At 68.1% G+C, this 16,492-nt stretch carries 12 protein-coding genes and 2 pseudogenes; 8 read left to right on the forward strand and 6 right to left on the reverse strand.

Annotated features, from left to right (window positions below; all coding sequences use genetic code 11):
* Together secA and ACT6QK_RS12415 are read left to right on the forward strand one after the other, a co-directional pair.
* On the forward strand, window positions 1–2,076 hold a 2,076-nt coding region (gene secA, locus ACT6QK_RS12410), incomplete at its 5' end, for a preprotein translocase subunit SecA (protein WP_444598135.1).
* Window positions 2,077–2,189: 113 nt separating this feature from the next.
* Window positions 2,190–3,353 (forward strand): kynureninase/PvdN C-terminal domain-containing protein, encoded by a 1,164-nt coding sequence (locus tag ACT6QK_RS12415; RefSeq protein ID WP_444598136.1) that lies wholly within the window; start codon window positions 2,190–2,192, stop codon window positions 3,351–3,353.
* Between the two features lie 7 nt (window positions 3,354–3,360).
* On the opposite strand, the gene ACT6QK_RS12420 is transcribed toward ACT6QK_RS12415, so the two are convergent.
* Window positions 3,361–4,317, reverse strand: coding sequence for a hypothetical protein (locus ACT6QK_RS12420; RefSeq protein WP_444598137.1), 957 nt, complete (start codon window positions 4,315–4,317; stop codon window positions 3,361–3,363).
* Window positions 4,318–4,456: 139 nt separating this feature from the next.
* Here ACT6QK_RS12420 and ACT6QK_RS12425 point away from each other — a divergent pair, with 139 nt between their 5' ends.
* Entirely contained in the window at window positions 4,457–5,452 is a 996-nt protein-coding gene (locus tag ACT6QK_RS12425; protein ID WP_444598138.1) for an LLM class flavin-dependent oxidoreductase, read from the forward strand.
* 13 nt (window positions 5,453–5,465) lie between these two features.
* On the opposite strand, the gene ACT6QK_RS12430 is transcribed toward ACT6QK_RS12425, so the two are convergent.
* On the reverse strand, window positions 5,466–6,716 hold the full coding sequence (locus tag ACT6QK_RS12430) for a glycosyltransferase family 4 protein (RefSeq protein WP_444598139.1): 1,251 nt from the start codon (window positions 6,714–6,716) through the stop codon (window positions 5,466–5,468).
* A 16-nt stretch (window positions 6,717–6,732) separates the two neighbouring features.
* Window positions 6,733–7,728: a KpsF/GutQ family sugar-phosphate isomerase gene (locus ACT6QK_RS12435; RefSeq protein WP_444598140.1), complete on the reverse strand. Its 996-nt coding sequence runs from the start codon at window positions 7,726–7,728 to the stop codon at window positions 6,733–6,735.
* A 194-nt stretch (window positions 7,729–7,922) separates the two neighbouring features.
* Between ACT6QK_RS12435 and otsB the strand changes: the two genes are divergently transcribed.
* The 3 genes and pseudogenes from otsB to ACT6QK_RS12450 all read left to right on the forward strand — a co-directional run bounded on the left by otsB (window position 7,923) and on the right by ACT6QK_RS12450 (window position 12,025).
* A complete protein-coding gene (gene otsB, locus ACT6QK_RS12440) occupies window positions 7,923–8,720 on the forward strand; it encodes a trehalose-phosphatase (protein ID WP_444598141.1) in 798 nt (265 codons plus the stop codon).
* A complete protein-coding gene (locus ACT6QK_RS12445) occupies window positions 8,717–10,510 on the forward strand; it encodes a glycoside hydrolase family 15 protein (RefSeq protein WP_444598142.1) in 1,794 nt (597 codons plus the stop codon). The genes otsB and ACT6QK_RS12445 overlap by 4 nt, the downstream gene beginning before the upstream one ends.
* Before the next feature lie 69 nt (window positions 10,511–10,579).
* Window positions 10,580–12,025: pseudogene (locus tag ACT6QK_RS12450) on the forward strand (alpha,alpha-trehalose-phosphate synthase (UDP-forming)).
* Window positions 12,026–12,044: 19 nt separating this feature from the next.
* Here the strand turns inward: ACT6QK_RS12450 and ACT6QK_RS12455 are convergent.
* Window positions 12,045–12,653 carry a glutathione S-transferase family protein gene (locus ACT6QK_RS12455; RefSeq protein WP_444598143.1) on the reverse strand — a complete coding sequence of 203 codons (609 nt, stop codon included), beginning with the start codon at window positions 12,651–12,653 and terminating at the stop codon, window positions 12,045–12,047.
* Window positions 12,654–12,885: 232 nt separating this feature from the next.
* On the opposite strand from ACT6QK_RS12455, the gene ACT6QK_RS12460 reads away from it, so the two are divergent.
* Complete coding sequence (locus ACT6QK_RS12460; RefSeq protein ID WP_444598144.1) at window positions 12,886–13,614, forward strand: helix-turn-helix transcriptional regulator; 729 nt, start codon at window positions 12,886–12,888, stop codon at window positions 13,612–13,614.
* A 98-nt stretch (window positions 13,615–13,712) separates the two neighbouring features.
* Here the strand turns inward: ACT6QK_RS12460 and ACT6QK_RS12465 are convergent, their stop codons facing one another.
* Both ACT6QK_RS12465 and ACT6QK_RS12470 read right to left on the reverse strand, forming a co-directional pair.
* Entirely contained in the window at window positions 13,713–14,915 is a 1,203-nt protein-coding gene (locus ACT6QK_RS12465; protein ID WP_444598145.1) for an acetyl-CoA C-acyltransferase, read from the reverse strand.
* Window positions 14,916–15,142: 227 nt separating this feature from the next.
* Window positions 15,143–16,048 (reverse strand): SDR family NAD(P)-dependent oxidoreductase, encoded by a 906-nt coding sequence (locus ACT6QK_RS12470; protein WP_444598146.1) that lies wholly within the window; start codon window positions 16,046–16,048, stop codon window positions 15,143–15,145.
* A 257-nt stretch (window positions 16,049–16,305) separates the two neighbouring features.
* Here ACT6QK_RS12470 and ACT6QK_RS12475 point away from each other — a divergent pair.
* Window positions 16,306–16,492 (forward strand): annotated as a pseudogene (locus ACT6QK_RS12475) (cell envelope biogenesis protein OmpA); the annotation flags it as partial.

The raw sequence follows: 16,492 nt of genomic DNA on the forward strand, positions 1-16,492 counted from the left end.
TCCCTGTTGACCGAGGAGGGCTCCGAGAAGATCGAGGCGATGATGGAGGCCGGCGGCTATTTCGCCGAGGACACCACCGGCCTCTACGACGCCGCCAACATCAGCCTGGTTCACCACATCAACCAGGCCCTGCGCGCCAACACCCTGTACCAGCGCGACAAGGACTACATCATCAAGGGCGGCGAGATCGTCCTGATTGATGAGTTCACCGGCCGGATGATGACCGGACGCCGCCTGTCCGAGGGCCTCCACCAGGCCATCGAGGCCAAGGAGGACGTCAAGATCATGCCCGAGAACCAGACCCTGGCCTCGGTGACGATCCAGAACTATTTCCGCCTCTACGAGAAGCTCTCGGGCATGACCGGCACGGCCGCGACCGAGGCCCAGGAGTTCATGGACATCTACAAGATGGACGTGCTCGAGGTGCCGACCAACCGCCCCGTGGTCCGCATCGACCACGACGACGAGGTGTTCCGCACCGAGGCCGAGAAGAATGTGGCCATCGCGCGCCAGATCGCCGAATGCCACGTCCGGGGCCAGCCCATCCTGGTCGGCACCGTCTCGATCGAGAAGTCCGAGGCCCTGTCGGCCCTGCTCGACACTTTCGTCTACAAGACCGAGGTCTCGCGCACCCTGAAGCCGGAGTTCGCGGGCAAGGAGAAGGAGGCCGCCAAGGTCGGCGACGCCGCCTGGGACATCGTCTGGAAGACCGAGTTCACCGGCATCCCCCACTCCGTTCTGAACGCCCGCCAGCACGAGCAGGAGGCCTATATCGTCGCCGACGCCGGCCTGCCGGGCGCGGTGACCATCGCCACCAACATGGCCGGCCGCGGCACCGACATCCAGCTGGGCGGCAACCTGGACATGCGTCTGCAGCGCTGGCAGCTGGATCAGCGCAACATGGCCGTCGAGGTCACGCCCGAGGACCTCGCAGCCAAGACCGCCGAGTTCAAGGCCGAGATCGAGGTCAAGCGCCAGGAAGCCCTGGCCGCCGGCGGCCTGTTCGTGCTCGGCACGGAACGCCACGAGAGCCGCCGTATCGACAACCAGCTGCGCGGCCGGACGGGCCGTCAGGGCGATCCGGGCGTGTCCAAGTTCTTCCTGTCCTGCCAGGACGACCTGCTGCGCATCTTCGCCGGCGATCGTCTGGACGCCATCATGCGGAACTTCGGCGTGGCCGAGGGCGAGGCCATCAGCCACCCCTGGCTGAACCGTGCGGTCGAGACGGCCCAGAAGCGCGTCGAGGCCCGCAACTACGACATCCGCAAGAACCTGCTGAAATACGACGACGTCGTGAACGACCAGCGCAAGGCCGTGTTCGAGCAGCGGCAGGAGTTCATGGACTCTACCGACCTGTCCGAGCTGGTGGGCGAATTCCGCCGGGATGTCGTGAGCGATCTGGTCGAACGCTACATGCCGCCCAAGGCCTATGCCGAACAGTGGGACATCGACGGTCTGGACGAACGGGTCCGGTCGATCCTGGGTCTGGAGCTGCCGCTGCATGACTGGGCCGCCGAGGAAGGCGTGTCCAATGAGGAGGTCGAGGAGCGCATCCAGGCCGCCGCCGAAACCCGCGCGGCCGAACGCATCGCCCTGATCGGCGAGGGCCAGATGCGCGGCATCGAGCGTCAGTTCCTGATGCAGCAGATCGACATGAACTGGCGCGAGCATCTGGTTCATCTGGACCACCTGCGCGGCGTCATCGGCCTGCGCGGCTATGGCCAGCGCGATCCGCTGAACGAGTACAAGACCGAAGCCTTCTCCCTGTTCGAGAACCTGCTGCACGAGCTTCGCCAGAACGTCACCCGCTGGCTGATGACGGTCGAGTTCCGCTTCGAGGCGCCGCCCGAGCTTGAGATGCCCGAGTTCCAGGAGATCCACCTGAACCCCGGCACCGGCGAGAACGAGATGCTCAACACCGCCGCCCAGAACCCGGAAGGCCAGTTCCAGGGCGACGACCGCTCGCGTTTACCGGTCGAACTGCTTCCCGAAGGCTGGCAGCGCACCTCGCGCAACGCCGACTGCCCCTGCGGCTCGGGCCGCAAGTTCAAGCATTGCCACGGAACTTTGGTCTAGGGCGCTTCGCGCCGCGCTATGTTCGCAACGCGGTCGCTCACGACTTGAGCACAAGCATCTCTCGGCTTTCATGCATCCGTGACGCATCGGCCGGCCCGCGCTAGGGTCGGCCGATGTCGTTCAAGCCTCTCTTTTCGCGCGCCCTGTCGCTGGCGCCCGGTCGTCTGCATTTCGCGGCCCACAGTCATCACCTCTGGCCTGATGTCTCGCATGAGGCCCAGATGCGGGCCTGGGACGACGCCATGCGTCACGCCGACCGCAAATGGGATCTGGTCTTCGGCGAGGTCATTCCCGAGGCCCAGGGCCATGTGGCGCACGAACTGGGTCTGCCGTCGCCCGACAGCGTCGTCTTCGCGCCCAACACCCACGACCTGCTGCTGCGGCTGGTTTCCGGCGTGGAGCGAAAGCCCGTGCGCATCCTGTCCACCGACGGCGAATTCCATTCCTTCCGACGTCAGGCCGAGCGCTGGGAGGAGGTCGGAGAGGTGGTTGTCGACCGCGTTCCCCTGGAGCCGTTCGACAGTTTCGCGGCGCGGTTCCTGGCCGCCGCCCGCGCCGGGTCGTTTGATCTGATCTTCATCAGCCAGGTTTTCTTCCGCACCGGTGGCCTGTTTGACGGCCTGGCGGACCTCGCCGCCCTGGCCGGTCCGGCGGGGCCGTGGGTGGTCGTGGACGGCTACCACGGCTTCATGGCGACGACCACGGACCTGTCAGATGTGGCCGACCGGGTCTTCTATCTGGCGGGGGGCTACAAGTACGCCATGTCCGGCGAGGGCGTGTGCTTCCTGCATGCCCCGCCCGGCTTCGCGCCTCGCCCCGTCGTCACCGGCTGGTTCGCCGAGTTTGGGGATCTGGAGGGTCCGCCGGGCGGCGTCGGCTACCGGACGGACGGCGGGCGGTTCTGGGGCGCGACGTTCGACGCCTCGGCGCTGTATCGCTTCAACGCGGTGCGGCGGATGCTGGATGAGGCGGGCCTGACCACGGCCGACGTCTCGGCCCACGCCCTGTCGCTTCAGCGCCGGTTCGGTGCGGCCGTCGGGGCGGGGGCGTGCGGGCCGCTGGGCTCGGCCGAGGTCCTGAACCCGATCCGGGAGGGCGAGGGCCGCGCCCGTTTCCTCGCCCTGCGCCATCCCGATGCCCCCCGATGGCGCGCCGACCTTCTGGAGCGGAATGTGATCACCGATGTGCGCGAAGACGTGATCCGCTTCGGCTTCGGCCTCTATCAGGACGAGGCGGACGTGGACGCCCTGATCGCCGCCTGCGCCGGACTGGACTGACGCGCCGTCAGTAGAAGCGGGTGTCCTCCTCCTCCGGCGGCTTGGGAGCCGTGGACCGGGGCGTCGTGGACCGCGACGCGGGAGGTCGGGTGGTCTGGCGTTCCAGCCGGGTCGAAGGCGGGGGGCCGGCCGTGCGAGGCGCGGCGGCGCCGGGCTGGGCGGGGGACTGGATCTGCGGCTGGGCCTGAGGCGCCGTGGACGGCGGAATGGCCGGAAGGTCCGGATAGGGCAGGGCGCGGTCCTCCGTCGCCGGCGGGATCGGCGCCGCCGTGGCGTCGGCCTCCGGCAGGGCGTCAAAGGGCGTATCCGCGCCGAGGGCGTCGGGCGCGCCCAGGTCGTCTCGGATGAAGGCCCAGGATCGCCGGTCGGAACAGGCGCAGGCCTTCAGGAACCCCTCCCGATCACGCCAGATGACCAGGGGCCAGTCCGTGCTCACCCCGGCCTCCTTCAGCAGGTCCGACAGGCGTTCGGCGAACCGGCGGCTGGCGTCGACGATGGCGCTGCGGGCCAGATTGCCGTCGGCGGGCGCGACGCCCTCGGCCGTCCAGTCGCGGGCGGGCGCAGCGATCCAGCGCTGGTACAGGGTCCAGTCGCGGCTCCACCACAGTTCGGCGATGGTGGCGCGCTCGGCCGGGGTCGACCGGGAGACGCCCGCCCGGTCCGGGCGGGCGAACAGGATCACCCGCACGTCGCCGCCGGCGACATGCAGCTTGGCCGCCTCCTGGCGCAGATAGTCGAGCGTCGGTCCGTTCTCGCGATAGCCGACGACATAGACGGGCTGATCGCCGCCGCCCGCCGAAATCCAGGGGGCGGAATCGAGCAAGCGCTGGATCTCCGCCTGATTGCGGTCGATCGCGACCGGCTGGAAACGGGCATAGAAATGGGTGTAGGCCCACACTCCGGCCACCGCGAGCGCCAGGCCGATCAGGGCGGCGAGACCGGACCAGATCAGAAAACGACGCATGCGGCGGCGGGCTCCAGCTTCAGGTGCCCCAAGCATAGACTGCAATCGCCGGTCGCGTCGCCCCCGCGCTTTCTCTGGGCCGGCGTCACGGATCGTAACTGACGCTTGGTCACCCGCCCCTGATCCCCATATGGCGCAGATGACCCGCCTTTCCATACTCGACCTCGCCCCCGTGCCCCAGGGTTCGGACGTCTCCCGCGCCCTGGCCAACACGATCGATCTGGCCCGCCAGGCCGAGCGGCTGGGCTATAATCGTTACTGGCTGGCCGAGCACCACAACATGGCGGGCATCGCCTCAGCGGCGACCTCGGTGGTGATCGGGGCGGTGGCGGCGGCGACGAAGACGATCCGCGTCGGAGCGGGCGGGGTCATGCTGCCCAACCACGCGCCGCTGGTGATCGCCGAACAGTTCGGCACCCTGGCGGCCCTGCATCCCGGTCGGATCGACCTCGGTCTGGGCCGGGCGCCGGGATCGGACATGGCCACGGCCCGGGCTCTGCGCCGCACGCTTCAGGGCGACGTGGACAACTTCCCCCAGGACGTGATGGAGCTGATGCACTGGTTCGCCCCGGCCAAGGACGATCAGCGGATCATCGCCAACCCGGGCGAGGGTCAGGACGTGCCGATCTGGATTCTCGGCTCCTCGACCTACGGGGCGCAGCTGGCGGCGCATCTGGGCCTGCCCTACGCCTTCGCCAGCCACTTCGCCCCGACCGACCTGAAGCGGGCGCTGGAGGTCTATCGCACGACCTTCCGGCCCTCAGAACGCCTGGCCGAGCCCTATGTCATGCTGGGCTACAACGTCTTCGCCGCCGAGACGGACGCGGAGGCCCAGCTGTTGTTCAGCTCGCTGCAACAGGCCTTCGTCAACCTGCGCTCAGGCCGCCCCGGCAAGCTGCCGCCGCCGGTCGAGGGCTATGAGGCCCATCTGGACGCCGGCGCGCGCGCCATGATTGCTCAGGCCCTGTCCTGCGCCGCCGTCGGTTCGGCCGAGACGGTCAGGGACCGCATCGACGCCTTCATCGCCGAAACGGGCGCCGACGAACTGATGGTCACCAGCCAGATCTGGGCCCCGGCCGCCCGGATGCGCTCGATCGAAATTCTGGCCGAGGCGACGGGTCTGGCCGCTCGCTGAACCTGGCCGCTCCCTAGATGTTGAACAGGCGCTCGACCTCGGAGAAGTGGCCGGCCCAGGTCGGAGCCTGATAGGGCGGGGCGACCGGCGCCTTGAGCGTCGCCCGCTCGAGCGCCGCCAGCCAGCCGAGCCCGTCGAGCGGGTCGATCAGCTCGGCATGGGGGACCAGCTCGCGATGCGCCGGAATGTCCGAGGCGATCAGGGGCAGGCCCATGGCGCTGGCCTCCACCGCCGGCAGGTCAAACCCTTCGACAGACGAGGGCGCCAGCACCGCCCGCGCATCCGACATCAGGCGCACCAGATCCTCGTCGCCGAGGCCGGCGGTCTGATGCACCAGCCCCTGCAGATTGGGCGAACGCTCCAGATGATCCAGCACCGCCTCGTTCTCCCAGCCGTAGCGACCGGCGAGGACCAGACGGGGCGCCCGCTCGCCCATTCGCTCCTGCAGCCTGCGCCACACGCTGAGCAGAAAGGCCAGGTTCTTGCGCCCCTCGATCGTGCCGACATGGATGAAATAGGGGTGCGGCGTCTCTTGGCGACGCACGGCCGAAAATCGCGGCTCAAGGCCCAGGTGCACGGCGTTGACCGGCGGGGAAGAGAGGCCCTCGCGGTCCACGAACCGGGCCAGCTCATGGGCGGTGTAGGCCGAATTCGCCAGAATATGGGTCGCGTGGTTCACGGCGTTGAGGACACGCACGCGATGCTTTTCCCCATCGCCCGGTCGACAGAACTCCGGGTGGGTGATCGGGATCAGATCGTGCAACATCACGATGCTCGGCACGCCAGCCTGTTTCAACGAGGCCAGAATGTCGGGCGTGTTCAGGCTGGTGTGGCCGACGTTGAAATAGGCGCGGCCATGCGGCAGGTCCGGCAATGTCCGCGATCGGACGAACTGGCGCAGCACGCGCAGTCGTCCGGTCTTCGAACGCTCGACCGACTCCGGATCCGGTGGCGGACTGATGACAGACTGCGTCATCGGCGACGTGGCGCGGAGGGCTGCGAAAAGACGATCCGCCTCGTCGCTGCGACGGGTTCGGGTCGGGCTGGTCCAGCGTTTTCTAAGCGTTCGGACGGTCTTGTCGAACCAGTCGGGATCGACCGCGACGAGCCGGTCATGGCGACTGCGCACGGGAACCATGCGAATGTCCGGTCGAGCCATGAGCCATTCGGCATAGGCCAGGCACACCCGGTCCACGCCCGTGGGCGCACTGCGCTCGGTGCGGCTGATCAGCCGGCTGGCGTCGAACAGGATGTTGGTCGTCATGCGGTCGCGCTTCCGATCAGGCGATATAACCCGCCTGCATCAGCTCGGCGACATGGACGATGGCGACGGGCTTGCGGTCCTCGACCACGAAGACGTTTGAGATCTTGTTGGCCGTCAGGAGATCGACGACGTCGCTCATCCGCTCGTCCGGGCCGACGGTGATCGGGGTGCGGCTCATGATGTCGGCGGCGGTGATGGCGGCGATGTCGCGGGTGAAGGCCCGGCGCACGTCGCCGTCGGTGATCATCCCGGCCATGTCGCCGCTGTCGTCCAGCACGGCGACGGCGCCCTTTCGACCCTCGGTGATGGCCGAGACCACCTCGGCGAAAGACGCCGTCTCCGGCACGCTGGCGGGGGGAGAATAGACATCGCCCATCCACTCCCGAACGCTTTGCAGGCTCATGCCGAGCGAGCCGCCGGGGTGGTGCAGGCCGAAATCCTGGGCGGTGAAGGCGCGGCGGTCCATCAGCACCATGGCCAGGGCGTCGCCGAGGGCCAGGGTCATCAGGGTCGAGGTGGTGGGGGCGAGGCCGTTGGGGCAGGCCTCGGCCACATGGGGCATGACCAGGGCGACCTCGGACATCCGCGCCAGCAGGCTGTTGGCCCTCTGGGTGATGCCGATGACCGGGATGTGGTTGCGCTGGCAGAAGATCAGGGGATCGCGCAGTTCGCGGCTCTCGCCCGAGGCCGAGATGGCGATCAGGGTGGTGTCCGAGCGCAGCATGCCCAGGTCGCCGTGGCTCATCTCGGCCGGGTGGACGAAGAAGGCGTTGGTGCCGGTCGAGGCCAGGGTGGCGGCGATCTTGCCGCCGATATGCCCCGACTTGCCCATGCCGGTGACGACCACATAGCCGGGGCGGGACAGGATGACGTCACAGGCCCGCGCCACCGAGGCGTCGATTGTTCGCTCCAGCGCCTGCAGGGCCTCGATGTTCAACTGGATCACCGAGCGGGCCCGATCTGTCATGGCGGCGACCTGATCGGGGCTGGAGGACTGAATGTCTGGGAACATGGTCTATCCTGGGCGGCCGCTCCCTTTCTAGGCCGGGAACGGTCCTGTGTTGCGACGGAATTGCCCCATTCCGGTCGTCCGCACAATGCAAAGTCGTTCCAGAAGCCCCTCGCCGCGCCGCAGCATTTTTTCGCCAACCTTTGCCGTTGTGGCGCGTTCTGACCGCGGGGCGTCACAGTCATCATGGAGATCACATGCCGGCACAGGTCGGAAGCAGAGCCGCAGAGGGGCGCTCCCATGCGCCGCTGCCGGTGCCGGAGACGCCCCGTGAACCGGTCGCCCTGTTCCTCGACATGGACGGGGTGCTGGCCCCCTTGGCGCCGACCCCCGACGCTGTCGTGGCCGAGCCGCGTCGGACCGCCGTGATCGCGCGGTTGGTCAAGGCCCTGGACGGGCGCGTCGCGATCGTCAGCGGCCGCACCCTCGAAGAGATCGACCGGATCGCCGACCACGCCTCGCCGGCCGCCGCAGGGGTGCACGGCCTGGTCCGGCGTCGCGCGAACGGCGAGGAGACCACCTTCACCCCCTCGCCCGGCATCGCCCGGGCCGCCGCCGCCGTGGAAGCCTTCGCCGCTGAACGTCCCGGCCTGCTGGTCGAGCGGAAAGGGGTGGCGGTCGGCCTCCACTATCGTCAGGCGCCGCAGTACGAGGCCGAGGTTCTGGCCCTGGCCGACGATCTGGCCGCGCGTCACGGCCTGTCGATCCAGCCCGGCGTTCTGGTGATCGAACTCAAGACCCCCGGCGCCGACAAGGGCGCGGCCCTGACCGCCTTCATGGCCGAGCCGCCGTTCAAGGGCGCACGGCCGATCATGCTGGGCGACGACCTCACCGACGAGTACGGCTTCCTCGCCGCCGAGGCCCTCGGCGGTTACGGGGTGCTGGTCGGTCCGCCCCGCGAGACGGCCGCGCGTTTCGGATTGAGCGGACCTGACGCCGTTCTGGATTGGCTGGACAGCGTATCCGCCGCCTTCGAGACGGAGCCTGCCCAATGACCCCGCCCGCCCCGTCGGTCGATCTGGCCCCCATCGGCAACTGCGCCATCTCGGCCCTGATCGACCGCCACGGCCGCCATGTCTGGGCCTGCGCGCCGCGCGTGGACGGCGACCCGGTCTTTTCCGCCCTGATGGACGGCGAGGCGCCGGATCACGGCTACTGGGCCATCGACCTGGAGGGCATGAAGCGGGCGGATCAGGCCTATATCCGCAACACTCCGGTGCTCCGCACCGTGCTGACGGCCGAGGACGGCGCCTCCGTCGAGATCATCGACTTCGCCCCGCGTCATCTGAAACATTCCCGAACCTACCGGCCTCTGGCCTTCGGGCGGATCGTCCGCCCCCTGACCGGAGCGCCGCGCATCACCGTTCGCCTGCGCCCGGCGGCCGACTGGGGCGCGCGGCGGGCGGGGGTCACCTCCGGCTCCAACCATATCCGCTACCTCTGTTCGGATGTCGTGCTGCGGCTCACGACCGACTGTCCCGTGTCGCATGTGCTGCACGAGCGAACCTTCCGGCTGGAGCATCCCCTGGCCTTCTTCCTCGGCCCCGATGAGGGTTATGATCAGGAGGTCGGGCCGGGCGTCCAGGCGGCGCTGGACCGCACCGTCGCCTACTGGAAGAACTGGGTCCGCACCCTCTACATCCCCCTCGATTATCAGGAGGCGGTGATCCGGTCGGCGATCACCCTCAAGCTCTGCGCCCATGAGGAGACCGGCGCCATCGTCGCGGCCCTGACCACCTCGGTGCCGGAGTTCCCCGAGAGCGGCCGCAACTGGGACTATCGCTACTGCTGGATCCGCGACGCCTACTACACGGTCCGGGCCCTGAACCGGCTGGGCGCCGTGGATATGCTGGAGAACTATCTCGTCTACCTGAGGAACCTGGTGGACGCCTCGGCCGGCGGCCATGTCCAACCCGTCTATGGCGTGGGTCTGGAGGAGGACATCGACGAGCGCATCGTCACCTCGGTCCAGGGCTATCGCGGCATGAAGCCGGTGCGGGTCGGCAACCAGGCGCGCGAGCACCTCCAGCACGACGTCTATGGCCAGATCGTCCTGCCTCTGGTCCAGAGCTTCTACGACACCCGGTTGATCCGGCCCGGCACGGTCGACGACTTCCATGCGCTGGAAAAGGTCGGCGAACGGGCCTTCGCCATGCATGACCAGACCGACGCGGGGCTGTGGGAGTTCCGCACCATCGCCCGGGTGCACACCTATTCATCCGTCATGTGCTGGGCGGCCTGCGACCGTCTGGCCAAGGCGGCCGACCACCTGGGCCTGCATGAGCGGTCGGCGACCTGGCGCGACCGGGCCGACACTATCCGGGAGCGGATCGAGCGGGAGACCTTCCTCCCCGACGAGGGCCGCTTCGCCGCCAGCTTCGGCGGGAGCGAACTGGACGCCTCCCTGCTGCAGATGGTCGATCTGGGCTTCCTCGACGCCCGAGACCCACGTCAGGTCGCCACCTTCGACGCCATCGAGCGCGACCTCAAGAAGGGGCCCTATCTGTTCCGCTATGTCGAGCCGGACGACTTCGGCGAGCCGGAGACGGCCTTCAACTTCTGTACCTTCTGGTTCATCGAGGCCCTGCACCAGAACGGCCGGATCGAGGAGGCGCGCGAGATCTTCGAGGAGATGCTGGCCCATCGCACCCACGCGGGTCTGCTGAGCGAGGATCTGGCGCTCGAGACCAACGAACTCTGGGGCAACTACCCCCAGACCTATTCCCTGGTCGGCATCATCAACTGCGCCATTTTGCTCAGCCGGTCGTGGACGGACGTCCGCTAAAGGCGTCAAATCACGCTCGATCACGATGTTGCGTTGCATCCAAAGCCACGCTTGGACGTTTTCGGGGCCATGTCCCGCCTTATCGTCGTCTCAAACCGGGTGTCCGCGCCAAAGGATCCGGCCGCCGGTTCCGCCGGGGGCCTCGCCATGGCCCTTTCCGCCGCACTCAAGACCTATGACGGCCTCTGGTTCGGCTGGTCGGGGGAAACCGTCGAACACTTCACCGGGGAGCTGAAGACCGAGGATCGCGCAGGGGTGCAGGTCGCCCTGGTCGATCTTGAGGCCCAGGACGTCGAGGAATAATACAACGGCTACGCCAACAAGACCCTCTGGCCCCTGTTCCACCACCGGGTGGACCTGACGGCCTATGAACGGTCCTATGGCGAAGGGTATGAGCGGGTGAACGCCCGGTTCGCCGAGGTCCTGGCGCCCCTGATCCAGCCCGACGACGTCATCTGGGTGCACGACTATCATCTGATCCCGATCGCCCGGGATTTGCGGCGGCTGGGCATCACCAACCGGATCGGCTTCTTCCTGCACACCCCCTGGCCGGTGCGCCAGCTTCTGGTGACCCTGCCGCATCACCGGCGGCTGGTGGAATCCATGTTCGCCTATGACCTGATCGGCTTCCACACCGAGGAATGGCTGGACCTGTTTCGCGACTATGTGGTGTCGGAGGCGCGGGGGGAGTTGGACGGCGAGGGCGGGCTGGAATGCTTCGGTCGGCGGGTCCAGACGGGGGTCTTCCCCATCGGCATCGACGTCGACGGCTTCCTCCAGGCCCGGGATTCCACCCTCGGCCTGCGCACCTATGACCGCATGGCGGCCTCGGCGGCCTTCCGCTCGATGATGGTGGGGGTGGACCGGCTCGACTACTCCAAGGGGCTGGAGGAGCGGATGGTCGGCTACGAACAGTTCCTCCAGGACAATACCGACATGCACGGCGACGTCTTCCTGGTGCAGGTGACGCCGATCAGCCGGGACGAGGTCGATACCTATCAGGACATCCGCGCCCGGCTGGATTCCCTGGCCGGCCGGATCAACGGCGAGTTCGCGGACATGGACTGGCAGCCGATCCGCTATCTGAACCGCAGCTATCGCAGGGATCAGCTGGCCGGAATCTATCGGGCGGCCCGTGTGGGTCTGGTCACCCCCCTGCGCGACGGCATGAACCTGGTGGCCAAGGAGTATGTGGCGGCCCAGAACCCGGACGATCCGGGCGTGCTGATCCTGTCCCGCTTCGCCGGCGCCGCCGAACAGATGGGCGAGGCCCTGCTGGTCAATCCCTTCAGCCGCGAGGAGCTGTCCGAAGCGATCAAGAAGGCCCTGACCATGCCGCGCGAGGAGCGGATCCGGAAATGGAAGGCCCTGATGCAGGTAGTGCGCGACACCGACGTCGCCGTCTGGCGCGACGCCTATGTGAAGGCCCTGCGCGCCCTGCCGGTCAGCGACGACGGGGACGCCCCCTTCCACACCGACCCGGCCCATCATGAAGGCCGCGCCGACGCGGCCTGATGGGCGTCGAGCGGTTGGGTCAGGCGGCGCGGGTCAGGGCCAGATCGCCGTCGCGGGCGTCGGCCCGCCGCTTGGCCGGGCGGGCGTTCAGCCGCTCGACATAGCGATCAAACACGGGGCTGTCGGGCAGATACGCCCGCCCCCACATCAGGGCGCTGCCGATGATGACATCGGCGATGGTGAACCGGTCGCCCATCAGCCAGGGGCCTTCCCACAGGGCCTCGATCAGTCGGTCGGTCGCCTGCTGATAGCGGCGCCGGGCCATCGGGTCCGTCTCGGTCGCGCCCGAGATCCTGCCCCAGAAGGCCGGCTCCATCTCGCCTGCCGCCCAGAACATCCAGCTCAGCAGCACGCCGCGTTCGGGCGAGCCCTGCGGAAAGCCCAGACCCGCCTCGGGATGGAGCCCCGCCAGATAGACGGCCACGGCGCCGGATTCGGTGATCAGCGCCCCATCATGCAGCAGGGCCGGAACCTTGCCGTCCGGATGCGGATTGGCCGGATCGCGGGCCCCCGACCCGTCGCCGCGCAGGATGTCGCAATAGTGGATATCGACCTCGGCCCCCAGTTCCTCGATCAGCCAGACCAGCCGCGACGAACGCGATTGCGGGGCGTGAAACAGCGTCAGCATCGGGGTTCTCCTTCTGATGCGCTATCGCTCGCGACGCGGTCGCTCGCGGCTTGAGCGCGATGCCGCCAAGCCCTCCCCGGCGGCAGGGATTGACTACTGCCACCCTGCTGCCAGCATGCTGTCAGCAGTGAAGGTGCAGAGTGAGCACAGGTCGGAACGGCCGGGTTCAAAACGAAGGGAGAAGGAGCTCAAGCCGCGAGCGACCGCGTCGCGAGCATAGCGCCCAACAAGGATGAGACGCGCCGACCGCCTGTTCCAGATCGTCCAGCTGCTGCGCCGCAGCTCGCGCCCGCTGACGGCCGAGGCGATCGCGGCCGAGCTTGAGACGTCCAAGCGCAGCGTCTATCGCGACATCGCCGCCCTGATGGGGCAGCGGGTGCCGATCCGCGGCGAGGCGGGGATCGGCTATGTGCTGGACGGGGGCTTCGACATGCCGCCCCTGATGCTGACGTCCGACGAGATCGAGGCGGCGGTCCTGGGCGCCCAATGGGTGGCCGGGCGCGGCGACCCGGCCCTGGCCCGCGCCGCCCGGGACCTGATCGCCAAGATCGCCGCGACCGTGCCCGAGCGTCTGCGACCGGTGGTGCTGGAGCCGTCGGTGGCCTCGGCGCCCGTCTGGAAACCGGCGGAGATCGACCGGCTGGACATGGCCCAGGTCCGGGCATGGATCCACAGCGGCCGCAAGATCCGCCTCGACTATGCGGACGAACAGGGTCGCCCCAGCCGTCGGACCATCTGGCCCTTCCTGATCGGCTATCGAGAGACCACGCGCCTGCTGGTCGGCTGGTGCGAGAGCCGCGACGATTTCCGCACCTTCCGCACCGACCGGGTGGTGGAGGCGACCTTCCTCGACGACCGCTATCCCGGCCGCCCGGCGCAACTGCGCGCCCGCTGGCAAGCCAAGATGGACGAGGAGCACCGGCGGTATCTGGCCGCCGGATCTCCGCCGTTCGATCCGTAGATCAGTAAATCTCGAACAGGCCCGCCGCGCCGCCCCCGAAACGCAAGGCGTTTCGGGTTCCCCTTCTCAGGATGGGCGCGGCTGACCGTCCGTGTAGATCAGTAGATCTCGAACAGGCCCGCCGCGCCCATGCCGCCGCCGATGCACATGGTGACGACGCCATACTTGGCGCCACGCCGCTTGCCCTCGATCAGGACGTGACCGGTCATCCGGGCGCCGGACATGCCGTAGGGGTGGCCGATGGAGATGGCGCCGCCCGAGACGTTCAGCCGGTCGTCGGGAATGCCGAGGACGTCCTGGCAATGCAGCACCTGGACGGCGAAGGCCTCGTTCAGCTCCCAAATGCCGATGTCGTCCACCGTCAGCCCGTGGCGACGCAGCAGGATCGGCACCGCATAGACCGGGCCGATGCCCATTTCGTCGGGCTCGCAACCCGCCACGGCCATGCCGCGATAGGCGCCCAGCGGCTGGAGCTGACGCTTCACCGCCTCTCCGGCCTCCATGATGACACAGGCCGAGGCGCCGTCCGAAAGCTGCGAGGCGTTGCCGGCCGTGATGTATTCGCCCTGCTGGACCTCCTCCCCCGAGCCGAACACCGGCTTCAGCGACTTCAGCCCTTCCAGCGTCGTGTCGGCGCGATTGCCCTCGTCCTTGGACAGGGTGACCTCCTTCTTCGAGGTCTCGCCGGTCGCCTTGTCGGTCACCAGCATGGTCGAGGTCATGGGCACGATCTCGGCGTCGAAGCGGCCGGCCGCCTGGGCCTCGGCCGTGCGCTGCTGCGAGCGCAGGGCGTATTCGTCCTGGCGATCGCGCGAGATGCCGTAGCGGCGGGCCACGACCTCGGCCGTCTCCAGCATCGACATATACATGTGGGGGACGGTCTTCAGCAGTTCCTCGTCCTTGCCGCGGTAGAGGTTCATGTGCTGGTTCTGGACAAGGGAGATCGACTCCAGGCCGCCGCCGACCGCCATCTTCTGCTGGTCGAAGATCACCTGTTTGGCCGCCGTGGCGATGCCCATCAGACCCGAGGCGCACTGCCGATCCAGGCTCATGCCCGCGACCGAGACCGGCAGCCCGGCCGCCAGGGCGGCCTGACGCGCGATATTGGTGCCGGTCGAGCCCTGCTGCAGGGCCGCGCCCATGACCACATCCTCGATCTCGGCCGGATCGACCCCGGCCCGCGCGACGGCGTGCTTGATGGCGTGGCCGCCGAGCTGCTGGGCCTGGGTGTCGTTGAACGCCCCGCGATAGGCCCGACCGATGGGGGTCCGGGCGGTCGAGACGATGACGGCTTCACGCATGGAAGACTCCTTGGTGCGCTATCGCTCGCGACTCGGTCGCTCGCTGCTTGAGCGCGTTTTGTTTCCTGATGTGGGCCGCAGCGTCTTCGCGCGCTTCACCCGAGACTGAACCTTACAGACCTGTCCTCACGTCAACGCAAGCTCGGCCCGCATCTCGCGCCTCAAGTCGCGAGGCCCAAGTCTTGGAGGGGGCGAGCCGAGCATAGGCGCCGCGCCGCGAGGCGCGACTAGGAATGTGCTTTCTGCGCCTTGCCGAGCTCGATGACGCCTTGGGCCATGCCGCTTTCGGGCACGACCTCGCCCGCGCGGTCCGAGATCGCCTCGAACTGCGCGGCGATCTGTTCCGGCGCATCTGGGCCGACGACGCGGATGCCCTGGGTCAGGGTGACATAGGCGCGCTCGAAGCCGCCGGCGCCGGCCGCGAGGATGCAGCGGGTGGGGGCGTCCTCCGAAACCAGATACAGCAGGCCCGGCGACACCAGCTCCGGCCCGAGGGCCTCCAGCGGCAGGGCGGCGCCCAGATCCTCGGTCATCCGGGTATGGGCGGTCGGGGCCAGGCAGTTGACGCGGATGTCGTTCTTGGCGCCCTCGATCGACAAGGTCTGCATGAAGCCGACAAGGGCCATCTTGGCGGCGCCATAGTTGGTCTGGCCGAAGTTGCCGAACAGGCCGGACGACGAGGTGGTCATCACGATCCGGCCATAGTTCCGCTCGCGCATCCCGTCCCACACCGCCTTGGTGCAGTTGACCGCTCCCATCAGGTGGACGTCCATCACGAAGCGGAAGTCGTCGAGCGTCATCTTGGCGAAGGTCTTGTCCCGCAGGACACCGGCGTTGTTGACCAGGATGTCCACTCGGCCCCAGGTTGCGATGGCCTGATCGACCATGTCCTGAACCGCCTCGGCGTCGGTGACGGACGCGCCGTTGGCGAAGGCCTCGCCGCCCGCCGCCTTGATCTCCTCGACCACGGCCTCGGCCGCCGCCGAGGATCCGCCAGTTCCGTCGCGGGCGCCGCCCAGATCATTGATGACGACCTTGGCGCCGCGCGCCGCCAGGGCCAAGGCGTGTTCGCGGCCCAGACCGCCGCCCGCGCCGGTCACAATGGCCACCCGGCCGTCAAATCGCATCGCCATGGTCGGTTCCTCGCTCATCCCGGGTTCATGCCCTTGAGCGATCTCTAAAAGGGCTTCCGCGGCGGAATACAAGTCGCTTTACGCAAGTCGTGGTTTGTTAAGACAAGCGACCAGATGTGTTGAAACGGCGCCACAGTCGCCACATTCGTGCCGGGATGGCGGAACCGCGACGCAGCGGCCCCGTTCGGCTGCTAGTCGCTCGTCTGATCCCACGGTATCAGGCGTCTGAATTACGCAACGAGAGAATGAGGATCACGATGAAGTTGAAACTTCTTGCAACCGTCGCCCTGGCCGGTCTGGCGACCGCCGGTGCTGCGTCGGCGGAGCCGGACGGCTGGTACGGTGCGGTTGACGCCGGCTATCACCACTTCTCGGACCCGCTGAACGCCGAGTCGCAGGTCACGGGCAACAACTGGAACTTCGACGTCAACGACGGCTGGGCCG

It is taken from the genome of Brevundimonas sp., from assembly GCF_052436175.1.
In the GTDB taxonomy this organism is placed as follows: domain Bacteria; phylum Pseudomonadota; class Alphaproteobacteria; order Caulobacterales; family Caulobacteraceae; genus Brevundimonas.